This window comes from Plantibacter lichenum (assembly GCF_050587525.1).
In the GTDB taxonomy this organism is placed as follows: Bacteria; Actinomycetota; Actinomycetes; order Actinomycetales; family Microbacteriaceae; genus Plantibacter.
Genome location: NZ_JBOBFT010000011.1, coordinates 18,913 through 38,434, shown reverse-complemented (window position 1 = coordinate 38,434; position 19,522 = coordinate 18,913). Strand labels below are relative to the sequence as shown.

Genomic DNA, 19,522 nt, shown 5'->3' with positions numbered 1-19,522 from the left:
ATCGTGGCTCCGCCCTAGTGCCAGCCCCGCGCGCGTGAAACCGACGGGCACGCCGATGTCGGACATCGCGCTCCCGAAACGATCACCGTCGGAGTGCCGCGGAACGTCGGCACTGTTTCGAGACGCGATGCCCCGATAGAGTGCGAGCATGAGTGACACCGCGCGCACGACCCCCTCTCCGCCCAAGCCGGGTCGGCCCCGCAGCGCCGAAGCCCGAGAGGCTGTCTTGCACGCCGTCGACGACATGCTCGTCGAGGAGGGGTACGCGGCCATGACCATCAAGGGGATCGCCGAGCGCGCCGGCGTCGGCCGCCAGACCGTCTACCGATGGTGGTCGACGAAGGCCGAGATCCTGATGGAGGCCACAACGATCGACGCCGCCGAAGCGCTCCGGCTCGACCCCGCGGATGAGGCGCGTGATGCCCTCGATACCCGCGACGCCCTGCTCGGCTTCCTACGCCAGTGGCGGAGCTTCCTCTGCGACGCCCCTTCCGGGATCGCGTATCGTGCCCTCATCGGAGAGGCGCAGCACGACGCCTCGGTCAGGGAGCTCGTCCAGAACGCCGATGTCATCGGCATCGCGTCTCGACGGCTCCTCGACTCCGTCGCATCCGATCTCCCCGGCCTGCCGAGCCTCGACCTGGCGAGCGATCAACTGACCGGCCCGCTGCTCAGTCACGTGCTGACCCGTCCTTCTCCCCCGGACGACGACTTCCTCACGGAGCACGTCGAAACACTGCTTCGCGCCTGGGCATAACGAGGGCGCCCCACGCTCCACCTATTGCGAGACAGCGTGTCTCGCATTATGCTCCCGTATTACGAGGCGACGCGTCTCGTAATCGTGGCTCGATCGGGCCGCATCGCCGAGGAGCCCCATGACCGCATCGAACCCCACCCAGAACCGTCCACCACGGCCCGCCCGCTTCGTCGCGCTCCGCAACAAGCAGTCCCGCACCTATCTCATCGGCGGGGGCCTAGCGATGATGGGCGACAACATCGAGCACGTCATCACCTACTGGATCCTCTGGGAGACGTTCCACTCCCCCGCCCTCGTCGGTTTCCAGGTCATCAGCCACTGGCTTCCCTCATTGCTGTTCTCCGTGCAGTTCGGCGCCCTCGCCCAGCGATTCGACTGCCGTCGACTCATTCAGATCGCCCAGCTCACCTTCATCCTCGTCTCCGTGACCTGGGGCGTGCTCATCGCGACCGGCACACTCCAGATCTGGCTCGCCTGCATCCTGCTCCTCGCGCACGGATTCGCCGGCGCACTCTGGCGCCCGGCCGAGCAGATGATGCTGCACGACTTCGCCGACCGGGAAGACCTCCCCGGGACCGTTCGAATGAACGCGACCTTCCGCAGTCTCGGCGTCCTCTTCGGCCCCGTCGTCGGTTCCGCACTCCTGCTGGGTCTCGGTCCGGTCGCCGGCATCTTCACGAACGTGCTCTTCTACCTGCCGCTGAGCATCTTCCTGTTGCGCACGCCGTTCACCGGTCACGTCCGAGACGGCATGGTCGCCCGGGGCCGAATCTCCTTCCTCAACACACTGAGGGTTCTCAAGCGCCTCTGGTCGCACAAGCTCCTCGTCAGCATGATCCTGCTCGCCGGCGCGAGCGCCGTGTGCGTCGGCGGCTCGCTCCAGGCGTCGATGCCGCACTTCGCCGCGGTCCTCGGAACCGGCGACAGCGGCCTGTCCTACGGCGCACTGCTGTTCGCGAGTGGAGCAGGAGGCGTCCTCGGCGGCTTCCTGCTGGAAGCGACGGGAGCGATCAAGCCCAACGCCCGAGCCGCCTTCATCAGCACCGCAATATTCGGAGCGACCATCGTCGTCTTCGCGCTGACGCAGAACTACGTCATCGCACTCGTGGCACTGTTCCTCGGCGGCGTCGCGGACATGGCGTCCGCGTCGATCGCGCAGAGCGTCGTACAACTGGAGGCACCATCAGCAGAACGAGGGCACGTGCTCGGCGCGTACGGGATGGCCTCGAGCGGCCTCAGCACCGGCAACGGCATCACGCTCGCCGCGTTGGGAGCCGCGATCGGGATCTCCGCGACCGTCGCCTGGGGCGGAGCCGTCCTGATCCTCGCGACGATCGCTCTCGCGGTGTTCGCCAGGGTGCGCAGGGCGTGAATGCGAGTCGCAATGATGGGTACGCTCGTGAGGGCACGTTCTCGTTCACGTGCCACTCGGCGGGCGCTGTCCCGTCGCGCTCAGCTCGAAGAGTAAGGAACCACCGTGTCCGATCACGCAAGAATCGCAGGCCACACCGTGACCCGCACCGTGCACATCGAAGCCGCGCGCGCGACCGTCTGGGAGGCGCTCACCGACCCCGACGTGATGGTCAAGTGGTTCGGCGACGGTGCGGGGTTCACTGCGCTCGAGCCCGGTGCTACCGGCAGCATCGACTGGGATGACTACGGCAGCTTCCCGATCGAGATCACCGAAGTCGTTCCCGATAGCTCGTTCGGCTTCCGTTGGTCGGGAATCCCCGCCGAACAGCTCGACGAGTACTCGACGCATGTGCGATTCACTATCTCCGACGCCGGCACCGGGACGGATGTCACCGTGGTCGAATCGGGCTTCGACACGATCCCCGGCGGCACCCGCTACCGTCGCGATCGTCTTGAGCAGAACCGAGAGGGCTGGGACGTCGAACTCGACGAGCTCGCGATCCTCCTCGAGGGTGACGCTCAGTAGCTCACGTTCGCGGGGAGTCGCTCGCTGAGTTGGCCGCTCGCGGCGCTTGATGCCGTCCCGCCCACAGGGCGGGACGGCCCGAGTGCCCCGGCTACTTCCCGGTCGCGAGTTCTTCGCGAAGGAGCTCGGCACCAGCGCTGAGCGCACGCAGCTTGCCGCGCGCGACGTCACGAGGCAGCGGCGCCAGTCCGCAGTTCGTGCTCGGGATGAGCTTGTCCGCGTCGACGAAAGCGAGCGCCTTGCGCAGGGTGTCCGCGACCTCTTCGGGAGTCTCGATCGTTTCGCTGGCGACGTCGATGGCTCCGAGCATGACCTTCTTGCCCCGGATGAGCTCGACGAGGTCCAGAGGTACGTGGGAGTGGTGGCTCTCGAGCGAAATGGTGTCGATGCTTGATTGCTGCAGGAGCGGGAAGGACGTCTCGTACTGCCGCCACTCCGCCCCGAGCGTCGCCTTCCAGTCGGTGTTCGCCTTGATGCCGTAGCCGTAGCAGATGTGCACCACGGTCTCCGCGCGCAGCCCCTCGGCAGCCCGCTCAAGCGCTGCCACGCCCCAGTCCTTCACGTCGTCGAAGAACACGTTGAATGCCGGCTCGTCGAACTGGATGATGTCGACTCCCGCCGCCTCGAGTTCCCTGGCTTCCTGGTTGAGGATCGTCGCGAACTCCCAGGCCAGCTTCTCGCGGCTCTTGTAGTGGCGATCGGAGAGCGTGTCGATCATCGTCATCGGGCCGGGCAGGGCCCACTTGATCGGCCGATCGGTCTGCTGGCGAAGGAACTTCGCATCCTCGACGAACACGGGCTTCTCGCGGCTCACGGCGCCGACGACCGTCGGCACGCTGGCGTCATACCGGTCACGGATCCGGACGGTCTCCCGCTGGTCGAAGTCGACGCCGGACAGGTGCTCGATGAACGTCGTGACGAAGTGCTGGCGGCTCTGCTCGCCGTCGCTGATGATGTCGAGGCCCGCGTGGAGCTGCTCTTGGACGGTGAGGCGCAGCGCATCCTGCTTGCCTTCGATCAGAGCGTCGCCCTCCAGCTTCCACGGAGACCAGAGGGTCTCGGGCTGGGCGAGCCAGGACGGCTTCGGCAGGCTGCCGACGATCGACGTGGGAAGAAGCGTGTTCATGTTCGAGAGGTCTCCGGTGGTCATTCGACGGGGGCGGTGTAGGTGGCGGCCCACTGCTGAAGGAGGTCGCCGTGCGGCTGCATGAGGTGCTCGTCCGCGTACTTCCCCTGCTCGGTCGCGAGCCGGCTGCGCTCGTCGCGGTCGTAGGCGATCTTCGGCACCGAGTAGTCCTGCTGTTCGAGGCTCGGTTGATAGATGCTCGCGGCGGCCGAGTTCGCGTTGTAGATCTCCGGTCGGTAGATCTTCTGGAACGTCTCCATCGTGCTGATCGTGCCGATGAGTTGCAGGTTGGTGTAGTCGCCGAGCAGATCGCCGCGGAAGTAGAACGCCAGCGGTGCGACACTGCCGCGCGGCATGAAGTACCGGACTGAGAGCCCCATCTTGCCGAAGTAGTCGTCGGTGAGCGAGGAATCCTTCTGCTCGTACTCGACGCCGAGGATCGGGTGGTGATTGTCGGTGCGACGGTAGGTCCTGCTCGTCGAGACGCTGATGCAGATCACCGGTGACACCGGGAAACGCTCCCGGTAGGTGTCCGAGTCGAGGAAGTGCTGGAAGAGCTTGCCGTGCAGATCACCGAAGTCGGCGGGAACGGTGAACCCGCCCGCTGCTTCGCTGGCCGCCGGCAGCCGCACGCTGAAGTCGTAGTCTCGGACGTAGGACGAGAAGTTGTTCCCCACGATCCCCGGCGTGCGCTTTCCGGTCAGGCGGTCGAGGACCTGGATGTTCAAGACCTCGAGCAGGGGGAATTCCTGGTCCTCCCCGGCTGCGGCGAACTGCACCGCGACGGAGACGATCTCCAGTTCGACGGTGTAGCGGTCGCCGTTCGGGTTGTCCCATCTCGCGAGATCGTTGAACCGGCGGTCGATCATCGTCAGGGCGTTGCGGAGATTCTGCTGACGATCCTCGCCTCGCGCCAGGTTGGCGAAATTCGTGGTGATGCGGGAGTCGCTCGACGGCGAGTAGTCCTCGTCGAAGCGGGTGGTTGTGATGCGGAACGTGAATTCATGTGCCATGAGGGCCAATCGATGAGCTGATCGGCCGGGCTCGGCCTTGCGAAAAGGTGTGACTCCATGGTGCGCTACAAGCGCCCCCATCGAGTAATGCGCCGCGACTATGCCGTGGCATAGTCTGAGACTATGTCTAAGCGTTCGAGCGGCATCACTCTGCAGCAACTCGCCTACTACATCGAAGTCGCCGCCGAGGGTTCGATCAGCGCCGCCGCCGACCTGCTCTACGTCGCCCAGCCCACCATGTCCGCGGCGATGAAGGACCTGGAGAGCAGAGTGGGGCACGTCCTGCTCCTCCGCTCCGCCCGTGGTGTGACGCTGACCACCGACGGCGTGGAGTTCCTCGGATACGCCAGGCAGGTCGTGGAGCAGGTGGCCCTGCTCGAACAGCGCTATCTCGGTCGTCCGCCGTCACGGCGCCTGCTCGGGGTGTCGACGCAGCACTACTCCTTCGCGGTCGACGCGATGGTGCGGATGGTGAAGGCGAGCGACGCCGCCGAGTACGAGTTCTCGCTGCGGGAGACGCGCACGTGGGACATCATCGAAGACGTCCGCACATTCCGCAGCGAACTAGGGATCCTCTACCGGAACGACTTCAACCGGAACGTCATCGACAAGCTGCTCCGGGACTCAGGGCTCGCGTTCCGCCCGCTCTTCGTCGCCAAACCGCACATCTTCATCTCCCGCAAGAACCCGCTCGCTGCTCGCGAGCGCGTGACCCTCGACGATCTCGCCGAGGTACCACGGCTCACGTTCGACCAGGGTGCGAACAACTCCTTCTACTTCGCCGAGGAGATCCTCTCCACCCTCTCGAGCACGCGGGAGATCCGAGTCTCCGACCGTGCGACCATCTTCAACCTCATGATCGGGCTCGACGGCTACACCATCTCGACAGGCATCATCAGTGACGACCTCGACCCAGAGATCGTCGCCATCCCGCTCGACGTCGACGAGCGCATCGAGATCGGCTGGATCGGCCACTCCGCCATCCCGCTCACCGAGCAGGCGCAGCGCTATCTCGCGGAGCTGCGGACCGTCGTCTCGGGTTTCGGTGTGACGTTGCTCGGGTGATCGTGTGTGGGTCGGTGGCCTCGGGGCGACGGGGCGAGCCGGCACTGTCTCGCGCCTTCCTGGGCGGTGCGTGCGGTGTCGAGCGCGTTGTCACGACGCACCTCAGCCCGCGGCATCAGTGTTCAACTGCTCGGGCCGGCTGAGCGGCTCAAGCCCTTGAACCCCAGCCGCCCGGTTCAGCAGCCTCGAACGAACGACAAAGGCCAAACAAGACTCAAGAGCTCCATGCGACTCATTTCGAGGCTGCCATGCGACTCGCAACCTCGCCCACTCCGTCGAAGTACGACGAACTCAATGGCCAGCACACCCACAAGATCGGCGGCTTCCGCAGGAGCGGGATGACCCAGGGTAGTCGCGGGCAGGCGCTAGCGCTTGGCGCCAGCCTCGCAGACAACGATGACCAGCGGAAAGGAATTCGGCGCGTCGTCTACGCGCTACTCGGCGAAAAGGCCGATTACTGGCCGACCATTGCGCTGCAGCGTCTCGGTGACACGGTGAAAGATGACCTTGCGTTTCTCTCGATGCAAGGATATGCCATTCGAAATCTGGTGGCGTTGAAGTGGGTCGAGCACGGCGAACCGGAGCACCTCGGCATCCGCTTGGCGCGGGATCCCGACGTGCGCGTCCGTCGAGCGCTCGCCCGCGCGCTCGCGGATCAAGCCGATGGGACTCATGCAGAGGTGCTTGCCGTACTGGCCGACGATCTTGCCTGCAGCGACCGTACAGCCCTCAGCGGCGCAGAGACCCCCTAAACCCGACACGTCGGTGCAATAAGCTCCGAGGAATGTCTCGCCGCCATGTCGGCGCCCCTGCCACTAAGGGCAGATGAGCGACGAACCGACTGACTGGACCGAAGAAGACGACGCCATGGTGACCTACGAGTCGCTCCCCGACTGGCACCCCTCACTCTTCGTCGATGTATTTCGCACTGGTTTGGAGATGGAACAAGCGAATGCGGGCGAACTGTTGCGCGGCGCATTCGTTACCCCCGAATCGCTTGGCACCTGGGAAGACTTCTCCCGAGCCCGATCCGTCTTCTCCTCAGGTCTCAAGATCAGCACCACAGCGCTGTTCGGCATCGGGGCACCGGACGTCGCCTACGTGCGCCTCGTCGAGACCGATGCGTATCTCAACGATGACATCGACGCCGTCCCCGTAACAATGCACGTGACGCTCGTGTGGCGCCCAGAGATCGCGGTCGTGCCAATCAGTAGCTGGCGCATCCACCACCTCGGTGAGGCGATCGAGCCCACACTCGTGCCGCGCACCGCGGCTGGCTTAGATCCACGAACGCGAGCCTAGCCTGCAGCACGCTGCGACGACAACCCAAATGACAGGTGTGAAAAGTGGGAGAGGAACCGCCTCTGTGCGTCCTGCGCGCTGACGCGAAGGGCGTTCGGCGTTGCGACGACAACATCGCATACTGAGGCAAGCTCGACCGCATCGGCGTCTCCGTCCAAGGCTCCAAAGAGCCTCCCGACCACGGGACGCATCACGTCGTCGCTAACCAAACCAGGCTTTGGCAACACGCCGAGCTCCTCAAACTTGGCGGCAAGCCGGTCACGGAAAGCGTCTGAAGGAACAAGGACCAGCAGTTTGTCGATGCGCTGAGCGATAAGCGCCGCAACCATCGTGTCTATCTTCCCGGTCCCAGTCGGCATGACGACTGTCGCAGGAAGGCGCAGATGGGTGGTCCAGTAGCCCAGAAGAGAATGCACTGTCCCGAATTGGGGTCGTCGGAGTCCAGAATGACCAGGCGTCTCTTCGACCACCTGGATCCTCACGGCCAGGTTTGCCGCACCTCTACTGGAGTCGTGGGCGGCGTTGACGCAAGGATGTCCTCATGTCCCGGCAGATACAGCCGTGCGTGCCACTTCGTCCCGTTGAGGTCCTGCGTGAACGCGAAGTCATTGCTCTTAGGTGCCCCCCAGATCCGTAGGTGCAGGCTATCGAACTTCCACTGCGCGACTGGGAACGGCGTCACCTCGAGCGCTATCATGATGCTCTAGCGTCGGGAAGGGCGGCTGACGGTTGGGGTTAACGCAGCGATGGCTCGAAGAGATTGAAGCCCGTGGGTGGCGTGACGTCGACAAGTCAGTCTGCACTCGATGCCTCACGGACTACGCGCTTATCGACGGCATACGCGCATCTGGCGGCATGGAAGCCTGCGACTACTGCGGCACTCGCCCGCGCGGCCAAGATGCAAGCGGTCCTCTCTCAATCGTGCTCGATCTGATCGTCGAGGGCTTCCGGGCCGAGTATGAAGACCCTGTCAAACAGGTTCTCTGGTCGTCGGCTGATGGTGGGTATCAGATGCCACTCGATGTCACCTACGACCTACTCGCCACACATGAGGTGACTGAGGATGGGGATCTACTCGACGACATCGCGATGGCAATCGAGCAGGCCGAATGGGTCCAGCGTGACCCTTATGCGCTCGCACCGGCGGACGCGCTGAGCTATGGGTGGTCGCGGTTCCGCGATTATGTGAAGCACCGGCGTCGCTACTCGTTCCTGCTCCAAGGTGCCAGCGAATTCCAAGGTGCTGGTGAACTTACAATCAACGATGTGCCCGGCGCTGTACTTGCGTCGGTGGCAGCTGCTCGTCAGGTGCGAGTTCTCAAGGCGGGCGCGAAGTGGTGGCGGGTGCGTCCCCACTCTGCAGTCGAGGTTTATCGCAGCGCCAAAGAACTCGGAACCCCGCCCGACAACCTCGCGCGTGACAACCGGATGAGCGGAAAAGGCGTCGGCGCCTTCTATGGGGCCTCCACTCTGGTCGGAGCGCAGCGTGAGGTAGCGAGTTATGCGGACGCATCACACGTCGGCACCGTCGGAGAGTTCGAGTTGCTTTGCGACATCACCGTTGTCGACCTGCTGTCTGCTGGGTCGATTCCTTCGCTGTTCGACGCAGCCGAACGACACCGCCGGCCCGCAATCCGGTTCATGCACGACTTCGTTGAGGACGTGCGACGAGTCGCCGACCCGACCGATCGCCTGGACCTCGACTATATCGCGACGCAAATCATCTCGGAGTTCTTTCGATTCGAGCTCTCGGTCAGCGAGGGACCAGTGCGAGGAGTGATCTGGCGCTCCTCGAAGGATCCGAGCGTTGAGTGCTGCGTGATCTTCGCCACCAACGATGAAATGACCGAGCGCGGAGAAACAAGGGCATCCCACGTGCTCGCTTTGAACCCGGCCTCCGTGCGCGTACTGGGCGCGCCGCTAGCTGCCGGGCTATAGGTGCCGAGCGGCCTGCATTTGGTCCTGTGGGGAGTCCTCTGGGACCTGGTGAGCATCGGAGTCGCGTTGGGTCTGATCTGTCCAACATGTGCGCGGCTATCCGTCCAGGGTCTGCCAGATGGCGTACTCGTTTTCGGCGATGCATGCGGGACCCACATCCGTGAGATGCAGGTACCCACCGCAGCCTGAGATCTCATCGCCAACGTGGAGGGGCGGCAATCCCGGAACCGAGATCTCGGTGCCGCCTTCACCGAGTCGGCTGCCGAACGGGAACTGCAGTGGGTAGGTGATTCCACCGGAGGACGTCACCGCGAAACAGCCCGTGTCATTGAGTGTCAGGGTCCCTGAGATCACCGCATCTATGACGGCGCTCGATCGCGACCATCGCGGTCACTCCCTCAGCTTTTTGCACGCGCTCGCCCTGGAACACCCGACAACCAGTAGCGAGACCGCGACCAGGCCGACAAACGCAGCGAGCGTGTGATTCATGACAGGAGTCTCGCTCGCCACTCACCGCTCTCGTCGCGGTGACTCGGACGGGACACCGGGGAGCTCGCCGGAGTGGGCATGTGTCGCACTGGCCGACCGGCTCGCGGGCAGCGGACTTGCCCGGCATCGGAGTTCCTTTCAGATGGCCGGCCATGAGCCGAGCCGAGACAGAATGACGCCCGCAATCTGGTGCACGATTCGGTTGTCGGCGGCGCTCAGTTCTCAAGCGCCGAAGACATCGGTGACAAATACTTGGACGTGCACGTCGGTCCAAGGCTCGAAGGACGCGCGACGACTTCTCACGTTCCCAGTTCGGCTCAACAGCGTACTTCTTGATCAGCTTCGGTGGGCAACGCCCTGGACAGCACCCTGCGTAAGTCAGCGGCGCTGCGGGAGCTTACCCGACCTGGCGAATCCAGTCGCGAAGGTACAGCGCAATACGCCCCACCTCGTGCGGCTCAAGAAGGTTATTGTGTGCCACAATGTTTCGACTCTTCTCGAGTTCGTCGAAGCGGCTCACGACCCAATTGATGTCGGGGAACAAATCCTCGAAATGGCCCCAGTTGTTGCGGATGATCGACGCGAGGTCTCCGAAGTCGGTGTAGTAAATCTCGGTCGCCCCGCGGCGCATGTGCCAGCGATCCTTGCCCTCACTCTTCTGACGATTCTCCACCTTACCGCGCAGGGAGTTCGAGGCAGCGGTCTCCCACCAGTCGGCGCCCATGCGCTCCGACAGTCGCTCACTAACGACATCGCGCACGGAGTTCTCGAACACGAAGAACGCGAGATAGGCGGGGAGGGCGCGCATAGCCGAGCCACGCAGCTCCGCCGAGAAGTCCTCGAGCGGCATTACTCGCTGGAGCGCCTGAGGATCGGTAGATGCCCGCACTGCGATGCCGTCGGACTCCAGCTCATTAAGTGCGTCCTCGACCGTCAAACCTGCGAACAGCCATTCTCTAAGCGACGAGCTGGTCACATTAGCTCCGCTTTGATCGCCTGGAAGATCGCGCGATAGACGCTTACGTCGTTGGTCGGTGGCAGGTGGATATGGATGTCGTGGTGCAACTCGAATAGGCCGGCTCCCGCACCGGTGCCGCCACTGCCGCGTCGCTGTTCGCCTCCACCGCCGCCATCGAGCTCCCGTTCGGGAATGCCTGAGTCCGCAGGTCGCTCCTGTTGTTGTGATTGTTGCGAGACGGGGCCCGACCAATCGGCCTTATCCGCAAATGCCTTGAAGGTGGATGCGATTTTCTGTGCGACCGAGTCGCCAGCGCCGGTAAGCGACTTGGCGATACCCTGAATCTGCGAGTTACTGCGCTCGTAGATCTTCTCGTCCGCGAGGAAAAAGTCCGGCCAGCCCTCTCTCAGTCCGATAGCGATCGCCTTACCCTGCTGGTCGCCGCGGTACTCGTTGTACCTCGGCGTCGGAACACTGTCTGCACTCAGAAAGCCCATCTGACGCAGCACCTTGATCACACCGCGGTCGTTCGAGCCGCTGAATCCCAGCGTCGACTTCAGGAACTCGTGTGTGAACTTCGGCGGAGTTCCGGCCGTGCGGATTTTCTCAAGAATGGCAGGCACGTTCGTGATCGACATCATGTATGGGACTTCAGTTGGCACGCGACACTCCCCAGCAAATCATCTGACAGTGTCCACATTCTGGCAGGTTTCCTTCGCAGACTGTGGATTTGCGCCGTCAGCAGCGTCTCCTGTGACGCCCGCTGACCGCTCCGTCCGGCGCCACCGGCAGACCTCAAGGGGGATGCGGTCGTGTTGACCGTAGTCTCCTTGCCGTCGACAACGTAGCGCACACTGAATGGTCGACTATTTAGTGTGGCGCGACTCGCTGGCTGAGGTTGTGGTTCCCAACTTTCCTAAGCGCCTGGAACAGGGCGAGGATCGTGTGGCGCCCGATGCCCGGGTTGCCGTCGGCCCTGACCGCTAATCTCATCCCGTGGCCGAGCAAAGCACAAAGTGGTACGACCGGGCGCTTATGTCGAACGTCCTTGGTGGAATTGTCGTCGCGTTCCTGGTGTGGTTTGTACCCTGGGCCATCTCCGAGGCGACCAAGGCGAACGTACCGTTCGGGGCGTACATCGCAGTAGCAGCCGTCGCCTTATTGATCGCGTCCACGATGATTCCGCTGTGGCGCCGAGCCACGTGGGGGAACGTGCGAGCGTTCGCCAAGCGGGCCTTCGCAATTCGCCCTGTCACAGAGAAGCGACGCTTAGCTCTCGTCAGCAACGGCTACGAGCAGCACGAGGCCGAGATCGAATTGGCCCGCGAAAGCGCTCGTCAACCGCGTTGGACTGTTAGCGCAGAAGACCGACTGTTCGGCGACATGGCTCTTCATTGGTTGCACAACCATGGCTACACGGGATACGACGTACGAGCCACGCTGATCAGTCGGAGTTCAAGACGGACGGTGAAGTGTTCTTCCGGGGATCCTCCGGGAACGCGAGCCCGGGGGGGGCGTCGGCAAGCATTTCCGTGGCGCTCCGACCGAGAAGGGACGCACGCACGGCGTCACGTTTACGGTGTCGTGGCTCGACGAGCACGGCAACGACCACACGCGACAAGTCCTCATGTCACCCGAAGAAATCCGTAGGGGAACGGTCAGTGCAATTGAAGAGGCTAAGGCCATCGGCTGGAAGGAGGGCTATGCCCACGCGATGGAGTTCTACGAGAACTCGATCGCAGAGGCCGAATCACGTCGACTCCCCCCTGTCCCGAGGCCCTCGCCGCGCTGGATGGTTGCGCCCGAAAACTGTGACGAGGAAGACTTGTACGTGCTGCGCAACTCTGTCCCACGCAGCGTGGTACGTGAGGTCCGCCTCGATGCCGATCCCGAGTTCAAGATCGTCGATGCTGGCCACTGGCAGGACTTGTCCGGCACGGACACAGACGGCGCGTCCGGCAGATTTGTCGGGGTCTTCACGCCACAAGGCGAGACTCTCGCTCGCCGACGCAGACATCCCGGTCCACGTCCTTCAAGGCATTCTCTGCCAGGTGTCGCTCGAGACCACTCGCGGTTACCTGTACACCGACACCTGCCATCTGGCCGACGGCGCAGCCCGGACAAATGCCTGCCTTGGCGCCCAGACCGAGCGCCTCGAGCAGCCGCCGGCCCTAGGACATGAGCGGGCAGCGTCACGCCGGTGAAAACCTCGGCAACCGCTGTTCTGGTTCCAGTTTCCTGGCTCGTCACTACGGGCGCTTCTTCCGCCGAGCTCACCTCTCTACGACGCAGACTCGAGCCTTACAAATCTCGTCCGCACTCATGAAGATGCAATGCCGAGATTTGAGGTTTAACCAAGGCCATTATGTCGGACTAACATAATTCGAACTCGCGATCTGTGCCCCCCCCCCTGCGCCCAGTTCAGTAGCATCTAGAGAACGACAAAGGCCTGACCAGACTCACGTCTGATCAGGCCTTATCTGTCGGGCTGACAGGATTTGAACCTGCGACCCCTTGACCCCCAGTCAAGTGCGCTACCAAGCTGCGCCACAGCCCGAAGCCAACACCGCACGCGGCGAAGACAACTCGAACAGTCTAGCGTGTTCCAGACCCCTCCACGAACACACCTGACGGTCAGGACGAGGGCACGCCTGACGATCCCGTCGAGCCGACGCCAGACCCACCAACGCGGACACCACCGACCCCACCGACAGAACCACTGACAGCACCGGAAATCCGGTCCGCAGGAGCACCCGCAGCCGCCCCGCTGCAGCCTGCATCGGAGCCCGCAGCGGACCGCGAAACAGACCCCGAATCAGCCCCAGAGACGTCTCCAAAATCAGCCCCCTCAACATCCCCCACCAAAGCACCGATGTTCCGAATGAACACGATCAACCACGTGAAGATGAGCGACGCCGCGATGAGCTCGAGCGCGGTCAGGTTGTAGTACCCGATCGGCCACCACAGCACGACGGCCACCCCGACGCCCACGAGCAGCGCATCGGAGAACACGAACACAGCGCGCGGCAGGCCGTCGAGGATCCATCGCAGCCCGATGAGCAGCGCGACGAACGCCAACGCCATCCCCGTCGCGAAGGTGTTGTGGATGAGAAGGCTCACGTTTACCGGCACCACACCGATTCCGGCGAGCGCCAGCCCGATCACCACGAACGCCACCTGCACCACCCGCACGTTCCGCGTAGGGCTCGGCTCCGCCGTCCGCTCCCACCGCCGCAGGTCGGCCACGATGTACAGGCCGAGGGTCGACATCACGAACCCGGCGACGATCAACGTCAGGTTGAAGCTGTACCGCGACAGCCCCACACCGGCGCCCAGCTCACTGAAATGCAGCTTCCACCACTCGGGATCCTGCGACGTCACCATGCTCACCATCACCCCCGCGAGCACGAACACCGCCAACAGCCCCGACAGCCGTTGCGCATTGAGGTGCACAGCGGACAGGTACATCGCATATGCGGCGACGGCGGCCACCACGGCGGTGATCATGACACCCGTGAACGTGTCGACGACGAGATCCCGGAACGCCTGCTGCAGCGAGAAGAACACCGCGAGCATCACCATGCTGAGGATCGTCACCTGCAGGAGCGTGATCGCCACCGTGTCCGCGATCCGCTGCACGAGCGGCAGCTGCCGTCGCCACGCACCCGCGGCGGTACGACCCGATGCGAGATAGCCGACGACACCGCTCGCCGCCCCGCACACGGCACCGATGATCGTCGCCAACGTCCCCACGGAGAACGTGCCCCACAACGGCACCCACCGCCCGAAGAACACCACGAGCGCGATCACCGCGGCGAGCGCGAACGCCCCGACCGCCAGGTACGTGCCCTGCGACTCGACCCGCGCTGACTCCTCATCCCGCCGCGACCCTTCCGGGTACAGCGCATCGAGCAGGTCCGCCCCGAACCGTCGCACCCGGGGCGCCTTCACACCGTCATCCGATGCCGTGGGCCGGCTTCCAGCCGCCTCCCCGCCACCCGTAGATCCCACGTCCATTCCGGTCATCTCGCTCACCCTCCGACGTTAGCGCTCCACGCGACGCCCGTCGGTCGTCGGCCTGCGGCTCGCTCTGCGGCGAGCGCGGGTCCCTGCGCCGGGCGCGGGTCCCTCACACCCGCGCTCACGGCACAGCACCGCGCCCACGATCGCTTGCGTGCACGCGCTCCGCGCCCACCGCCCGCGCACAGCCCGCACCCACCCGCCCCACAGAGACCCGCCCGATACAGTGGCCCAGTGAGCCCCACCGATGACGACTCCCCCGCTTCCGCCGCGCACGACGCGGTCCTGGAGCACTTCGCGTGGATCGACGGTCACGCCGACGTCTGGTCGATGCTGCGCGACGCGACGACCTTGCGACGGATCGTCACCGCACTGGCCGAACCGTTCCGATCCTCGGAGATCGACGTGGTCGTCGGCATCGAGTCCCGCGGTTTCATCCTCGCTCCAGCCGTCGCCCTCGAACTCGGGGCCGGCTTCGCCGCGATCCGAAAAGGCGATGCACTCTTCCCCGGCGAGAAAACCACCGAATCCACAGCGCCCGACTACCGCGGCAACACCCATCCGCTCTCGGCGCTGACCGGCCAGTTCGCTCCAGACGACCGCGTCCTCCTCGTCGACGACTGGATCGAGACCGGCAGCCAAGCGCGCTCCGCACGGACCCTCATCGAGCGATGCGGGGCGACACTCGTCGGAGTCTCCGTCGTCATCGACGAGGCGAGCGAGGAGGCACGAGCCGCGCTTCCGCCCATCAGCCGCATCGTGTCGGCGACGGAGCTCTCCTAACCTCTGCCGCGCCGAGTCTCACGCAGGAGAACCGCCCGCCTACTCCCTCGAGCCACCGACGAGCTGGTCCCGCACCTTGCGGCGCAACACCTTGCCGATGAGCGACTTCGGCAGCGACTCCACCTGCACGACCTTCTTCGGCACCTTGTACGCCGTCAGCCGCGTCCGACAGAAGTCGCGGAGCGCGCCCGAATCGAACGAGGCACCGGGGCGCATCACCACGGCGGCTGCGACGTCCTCACCACCGGAGGAACGCGGTAGCCCGACGACCGCAGCGGATTCGACATCGGGATGCGTCAGCAACGTCTCCTCCACCTCGGACGGGCTCACGTTGAAGCCGCCCGTGATGATGAGTTCCTTCACCCGATCGATGACGCTCACGAAGCCGTCCTTCGACACCGTCACGATGTCGCCTGTCCGCAGCCACCCGTCGGCGAGCAGCGTCTCCGCCGTCTCATCGGGCCGTCCCCAGTAGCCCTGGAACACCTGCGGCCCGCGGATGAGCAGCTCGCCCGGCTCACCGAGCGGCAGATCCTTCGACGGATCCTCCGGATCGACGACCCGGATCTCCGTGCTCGGGAACGGCACCCCGACGGCGCCTGGACGACGCGTCGGCCCCACGGGGTTCCCGAGCGCGACGGGCGAGGACTCGGTCATCCCGTAACCCTCGACGAGGAGCCCGCCGGTTGCCTCCTCCCACCGCTGCACGGTCGCGACCGGCAGGCTCATCGCACCGGAGATCGCGAACCGGATCGATGTCAGGTCCACACCCTTGCGAGTCGTCGCACGCGCCAGCTGGTCGTAGATCGGCGGGACGGCCGGCAGGAACGTCGGCGGCGACTTCTTGGCGGCCGCGAGCACGAGGTCCACATCGAACTTCGGGAATAGCACGAGCTTCGCGCCGATGCTCATCGCGAACGTCAGGCACAGCGTCATCCCGTACGCGTGGAAGAGCGGCAGCACGCCGTACACCGTCTCCTCGCCGTCGTGGAGGCCCGGCAGCCACGCGCGCCCCTGCGCGGCATTCGCGCGCAGGTTGCGGTGCGTGAGGATGGCACCCTTCGGAGCACCCGTCGTCCCGCTCGTGTACTGGAGGAGGGCGATGTCGTCGATCGACGGCCGCACGACCCGCTTCGACAGCTTCCGCCCGCCGATGAGCCGATCCCACGGGAAGACGTTGCGCGACTTCGGCTTGGCCGTCATGGCCGCACGAGATTCGCGCGCCTGCTTGAGCGGCAGCTTGAGGGCGAGACGCTTGCCGAACGGCAGCGCCTCCGTGATGTCGACCGAGATGATGCGGCCGAGCATCACGTCCGCCGGGAAGTCCGCGACCGTGTCGTAGACCTTGTCCCACACGATGGCGACGTGCGCACCATGGTCCTCGAACTGATGCCGCAGCTCACGAGCCGTGTAGAGCGGGTTGTGCTCGATCACGATGGCGCCGAGTCGCAGCGCCGCATAGAACGCGACGACGTGCTGCGGGCAGTTCGGGAGGACGAGGGCGATGCGGTCGCCGGGCTTCACGCCGAGCTTGCGCAGCCCTTCCGCCGCATGGGAGACCTGCTCGCCGAGCTCGGCGTAGGTGGTCTCCGCTCCGAAGAACTCGAGGGCGACCTTGTGGCCGTAGTGCTTCACCGAGGCGTCGAGCATGTCGACGAGAGACTGCGTCTGCTCATCGATCTCCGCCGGCACCCCCTTCGCGTAGGAGCTCAGCCATGGTCGGTCTGCGTACTGGTTCACTCGGGTCCCTCCGAAGTATCCGCGTCGGACCCCTCAACCCTATGGCCCCGCCCTCCACCGAAGCTGAGATACCCGACACCTGCCGTCTGGTATGCCCTCGGTCAGCGCGCTCACGACGTATAACCGACGTCGATGCCAACATCGCCACACGACGAACGACCCGCCCCGTGGAATCCACGGGACGGGTCGTCGTCATCGGCAACAGCGAGCGGCGAGCAGCAGCGAGCGCCACCGCTGCGCACACTCTCTATCAGTGCTTCGCAGCATCTCCCGAAACGGCAGAACCACCGGCAGCGCCAGCGCCAGCGGAAGCCCTCTCCGAAGCCCGGTGCAGGTTCTCACCGAGGTTGCCGCCGGCGACGCCGGCGAGGAGTGCCGAGAGGTCGAGGCCGGTGAGGTCCTTGACGACCTTCGGCACCTCGCTCATGACCTGGCCGACGGTCTTCGTGACCGCGGAAGCGCCCTCGGTGCTGATGACCGTGAGGTTCGCGATGTTGCCGAGCGGCTCGGCGACGGCACGCGTGATCTCGGGCAGACGCGCGATGATCTCGGACGCCAGACCGGCCTCGCCGTACTTCTTGAGCGCTTCGGCCTTGGCATCGGTCGCCTCTGCCTCGGCGAGACCCTCGGCGGAGGTCGCAGCAGCCCGCGCCTCACCCTGAGCACGGATACCCTCGGCGAGCGCGATCTGCTTGTCACGCTCTGCGGAACCGGCCAGACGGACGGACTCGGCGGCGGCCTGAGCGTCCTGGACGGCTGCGACCTTGTTGGCCTCGGCGATCTTCGTGCGCTTGTACGCCTCGGCCTCGGTCGCGGCGTTCGCCGCGTCACGCTCTGCCTGTGCGCGCTGGACGGTCGCGTACGCGTCGGCTTCGGCGGGCTTCCGCACCTCGATGTCGAGCCGCTCCTGCTCCACCTTGACCTTCTCGGCGAGCGCCTCGCGCTCCTGCAGGGCGACGAGCTTGTCCTGCTCGGCGGTCGCGAGCTGACCGGACGCCTCTGCCTGCGCGTTGGCGCGGTCGGTCTCGGCCTTGATCGTGGCCTGCTTGAGGCTCAGCGCCTTCTGGCGCTCGGCGATCTGCTCGGCTGCGTCGATGCGGGCGAACTCACTCGCACGAGCCGTCTCCGCTTCCTTCACCTCCGCGTTCTGACGAGCGAACGCGGCCTCCGCACGACCGAGGTCGGCGAGGTAGTTCGTGCCAGGCGTGGAGATGTCGGAGATGTTCAAGAGGTCGACCTGCAGACCCTGCTCGGCGAGGTCGGTCTTGGTCGCTTCGACCACGGCCTCGGAGAGCGCGTTGCGGTTGGAGATGATCTCCTTGATGGGCATGTTGCCGATGATCGACCGCAGCGAGCCTTCGAGGGACTGCTGGATGATCTGCGTGAGGGATGCCTGCTGGGAGAGGAACCGCTGGGCTGCACGGCGCACGCCCTCCGGGGTGCCGGACACCTTGAAGTTGACGCTCGCCTGGATGGCGACCTTGATGAAGTTGGTGTCGACGCCCTCGACGACGATGCCGATCTGACGCTGCTCGAGCGAGATCGGGAAGCCCTGCTGGAGGATGGGCCAGATGAAGACGCGGCCGCCGATGACGACGCGCTGGCCGCCGTCGGGTTCACCGATGCGTGAGCCGGCCCCCCGACCGACGATCACGAGTGCCTGGTTCGGTGGGACGCGCTTGATGCGTCCCGCCACGAATGCGACGATCGCAAGTGCCACGATGACGAGCGCGATCACCGCGATCACGGTGATGTTGGTGGTGATGAAGTCCATCGACTAGTTGCCTTCCCCTGGGGTCTGTTCGGTGGATCGAGCCGATGCCGGCTCGACTTTGACTCGTGATCCCTGCAATTCGACGACACGGATGCGGGTTCCGGTCTCGATGCGCTCGTCGGCGAACGCAAGCCTCGTCTCGATCTCGTGCGGGCCGTCGAGGGAGACCTCGCCGGATGCCTGCGAGATGGGAGACCGGGCGATGCCGTACAGGCCGAGCGGTGAGCTGGGCGTGCCGTCCTCGGACCGGCGGAAGCCGCGGATCATGAGCTGGACGCCCACGAGCACGAGCGCTCCGATGATGATCGAGATGACGTAGGCCGACCACGTGGGCAGGCCGTTGGCGATGACGATGGCACCGACCGCACCGAAGACGGTGAAGGCGCTGCCGAGGGCTGTGGCCGAGATGGCGCCGTCGAGGAAGTCGAAGATCTCACCGAACACGAGGGAGATCAGGACGATCACGAGTCCAACAGCGCCGACGATGATGAACAGGGTCATGCGTCAACCCTAACGAAGGTGTTGAGCGTGTGCCCGATATACGACGAATTGTGGAAAGCGGACAGCTGAATTCGGCTCAGCTGGGACGCGAACGGCCCTCACCGGCATTCACGACAC

The 19,522-nt window shown here is 64.8% G+C and carries 17 protein-coding genes and 1 tRNA gene; 8 read left to right on the top strand and 10 right to left on the bottom strand.

Annotated features, from left to right (window positions below):
• The first annotated feature begins 148 nt into the window (after window positions 1-148).
• The 3 genes from ACQ3HB_RS15145 to ACQ3HB_RS15135 all read left to right on the top strand — a co-directional run bounded on the left by ACQ3HB_RS15145 (window position 149) and on the right by ACQ3HB_RS15135 (window position 2,696).
• Entirely contained in the window at window positions 149-757 is a 609-nt protein-coding gene (locus tag ACQ3HB_RS15145; protein ID WP_430921027.1) for a TetR/AcrR family transcriptional regulator, read from the top strand.
• Window positions 758-875: 118 nt separating this feature from the next.
• Window positions 876-2,129 (top strand): MFS transporter, encoded by a 1,254-nt coding sequence (locus tag ACQ3HB_RS15140; protein ID WP_430921026.1) that lies wholly within the window; start codon window positions 876-878, stop codon window positions 2,127-2,129.
• A 105-nt stretch (window positions 2,130-2,234) separates the two neighbouring features.
• Entirely contained in the window at window positions 2,235-2,696 is a 462-nt protein-coding gene (locus ACQ3HB_RS15135; protein ID WP_430921024.1) for an SRPBCC domain-containing protein, read from the top strand.
• Between the two features lie 91 nt (window positions 2,697-2,787).
• On the opposite strand, the gene ACQ3HB_RS15130 is transcribed toward ACQ3HB_RS15135, so the two are convergent.
• Window positions 2,788-3,822: a methionine synthase gene (locus tag ACQ3HB_RS15130; RefSeq protein WP_430921193.1), complete on the bottom strand. Its 1,035-nt coding sequence runs from the start codon at window positions 3,820-3,822 to the stop codon at window positions 2,788-2,790.
• A gap of 20 nt (window positions 3,823-3,842) precedes the next feature.
• Entirely contained in the window at window positions 3,843-4,835 is a 993-nt protein-coding gene (locus ACQ3HB_RS15125) for a DUF1852 domain-containing protein (RefSeq protein WP_430921022.1), read from the bottom strand.
• A 123-nt stretch (window positions 4,836-4,958) separates the two neighbouring features.
• Here ACQ3HB_RS15125 and ACQ3HB_RS15120 point away from each other — a divergent pair, with 123 nt between their 5' ends.
• The 3 genes from ACQ3HB_RS15120 to ACQ3HB_RS15110 all read left to right on the top strand — a co-directional run bounded on the left by ACQ3HB_RS15120 (window position 4,959) and on the right by ACQ3HB_RS15110 (window position 7,202).
• Window positions 4,959-5,900, top strand: coding sequence for a LysR family transcriptional regulator (locus ACQ3HB_RS15120; RefSeq protein WP_430921021.1), 942 nt, complete (start codon window positions 4,959-4,961; stop codon window positions 5,898-5,900).
• Between the two features lie 248 nt (window positions 5,901-6,148).
• Window positions 6,149-6,652 (top strand): hypothetical protein, encoded by a 504-nt coding sequence (locus ACQ3HB_RS15115; protein WP_430921020.1) that lies wholly within the window; start codon window positions 6,149-6,151, stop codon window positions 6,650-6,652.
• 73 nt (window positions 6,653-6,725) lie between these two features.
• Complete coding sequence (locus ACQ3HB_RS15110; RefSeq protein WP_430921018.1) at window positions 6,726-7,202, top strand: hypothetical protein; 477 nt, start codon at window positions 6,726-6,728, stop codon at window positions 7,200-7,202.
• On the opposite strand, the gene ACQ3HB_RS15105 is transcribed toward ACQ3HB_RS15110, so the two are convergent.
• A complete protein-coding gene (locus tag ACQ3HB_RS15105; RefSeq protein WP_430921017.1) occupies window positions 7,199-7,561 on the bottom strand; it encodes a DEAD/DEAH box helicase family protein in 363 nt (120 codons plus the stop codon). The genes ACQ3HB_RS15110 and ACQ3HB_RS15105 overlap by 4 nt on opposite strands.
• 496 nt (window positions 7,562-8,057) lie before the next feature.
• On the opposite strand from ACQ3HB_RS15105, the gene ACQ3HB_RS15100 reads away from it, so the two are divergent.
• Window positions 8,058-9,140 carry a HEPN-associated N-terminal domain-containing protein gene (locus tag ACQ3HB_RS15100; protein WP_430921016.1) on the top strand — a complete coding sequence of 361 codons (1,083 nt, stop codon included), beginning with the start codon at window positions 8,058-8,060 and terminating at the stop codon, window positions 9,138-9,140.
• 886 nt (window positions 9,141-10,026) lie between these two features.
• Here the strand turns inward: ACQ3HB_RS15100 and ACQ3HB_RS15095 are convergent.
• The 4 genes from ACQ3HB_RS15095 to ACQ3HB_RS15080 all read right to left on the bottom strand — a co-directional run bounded on the left by ACQ3HB_RS15095 (window position 10,027) and on the right by ACQ3HB_RS15080 (window position 14,622).
• Window positions 10,027-10,605 carry a Swt1 family HEPN domain-containing protein gene (locus tag ACQ3HB_RS15095; protein ID WP_430921015.1) on the bottom strand — a complete coding sequence of 193 codons (579 nt, stop codon included), beginning with the start codon at window positions 10,603-10,605 and terminating at the stop codon, window positions 10,027-10,029.
• Window positions 10,602-11,249: a DUF5343 domain-containing protein gene (locus ACQ3HB_RS15090; protein WP_430921014.1), complete on the bottom strand. Its 648-nt coding sequence runs from the start codon at window positions 11,247-11,249 to the stop codon at window positions 10,602-10,604. The genes ACQ3HB_RS15095 and ACQ3HB_RS15090 overlap by 4 nt, the downstream gene beginning before the upstream one ends.
• Window positions 11,250-13,070: 1,821 nt before the next feature.
• Window positions 13,071-13,144: transfer RNA gene (locus tag ACQ3HB_RS15085), tRNA-Pro, on the bottom strand.
• A gap of 77 nt (window positions 13,145-13,221) precedes the next feature.
• Complete coding sequence (locus tag ACQ3HB_RS15080; RefSeq protein WP_430921013.1) at window positions 13,222-14,622, bottom strand: hypothetical protein; 1,401 nt, start codon at window positions 14,620-14,622, stop codon at window positions 13,222-13,224.
• A 219-nt stretch (window positions 14,623-14,841) separates the two neighbouring features.
• On the opposite strand from ACQ3HB_RS15080, the gene ACQ3HB_RS15075 reads away from it, so the two are divergent.
• Complete coding sequence (locus tag ACQ3HB_RS15075; RefSeq protein WP_430921011.1) at window positions 14,842-15,390, top strand: phosphoribosyltransferase family protein; 549 nt, start codon at window positions 14,842-14,844, stop codon at window positions 15,388-15,390.
• A gap of 39 nt (window positions 15,391-15,429) precedes the next feature.
• On the opposite strand, the gene ACQ3HB_RS15070 is transcribed toward ACQ3HB_RS15075, so the two are convergent.
• From ACQ3HB_RS15070 to ACQ3HB_RS15060, 3 genes are all read right to left on the bottom strand, one after another.
• A complete protein-coding gene (locus ACQ3HB_RS15070; RefSeq protein WP_430921010.1) occupies window positions 15,430-17,130 on the bottom strand; it encodes a long-chain-fatty-acid--CoA ligase in 1,701 nt (566 codons plus the stop codon).
• A gap of 250 nt (window positions 17,131-17,380) precedes the next feature.
• A complete protein-coding gene (locus ACQ3HB_RS15065) occupies window positions 17,381-18,904 on the bottom strand; it encodes a flotillin family protein (RefSeq protein ID WP_430921009.1) in 1,524 nt (507 codons plus the stop codon).
• Window positions 18,905-18,907: 3 nt separating this feature from the next.
• A complete protein-coding gene (locus ACQ3HB_RS15060) occupies window positions 18,908-19,405 on the bottom strand; it encodes an NfeD family protein (RefSeq protein ID WP_430921008.1) in 498 nt (165 codons plus the stop codon).
• Window positions 19,406-19,522: the final 117 nt, after the last annotated feature.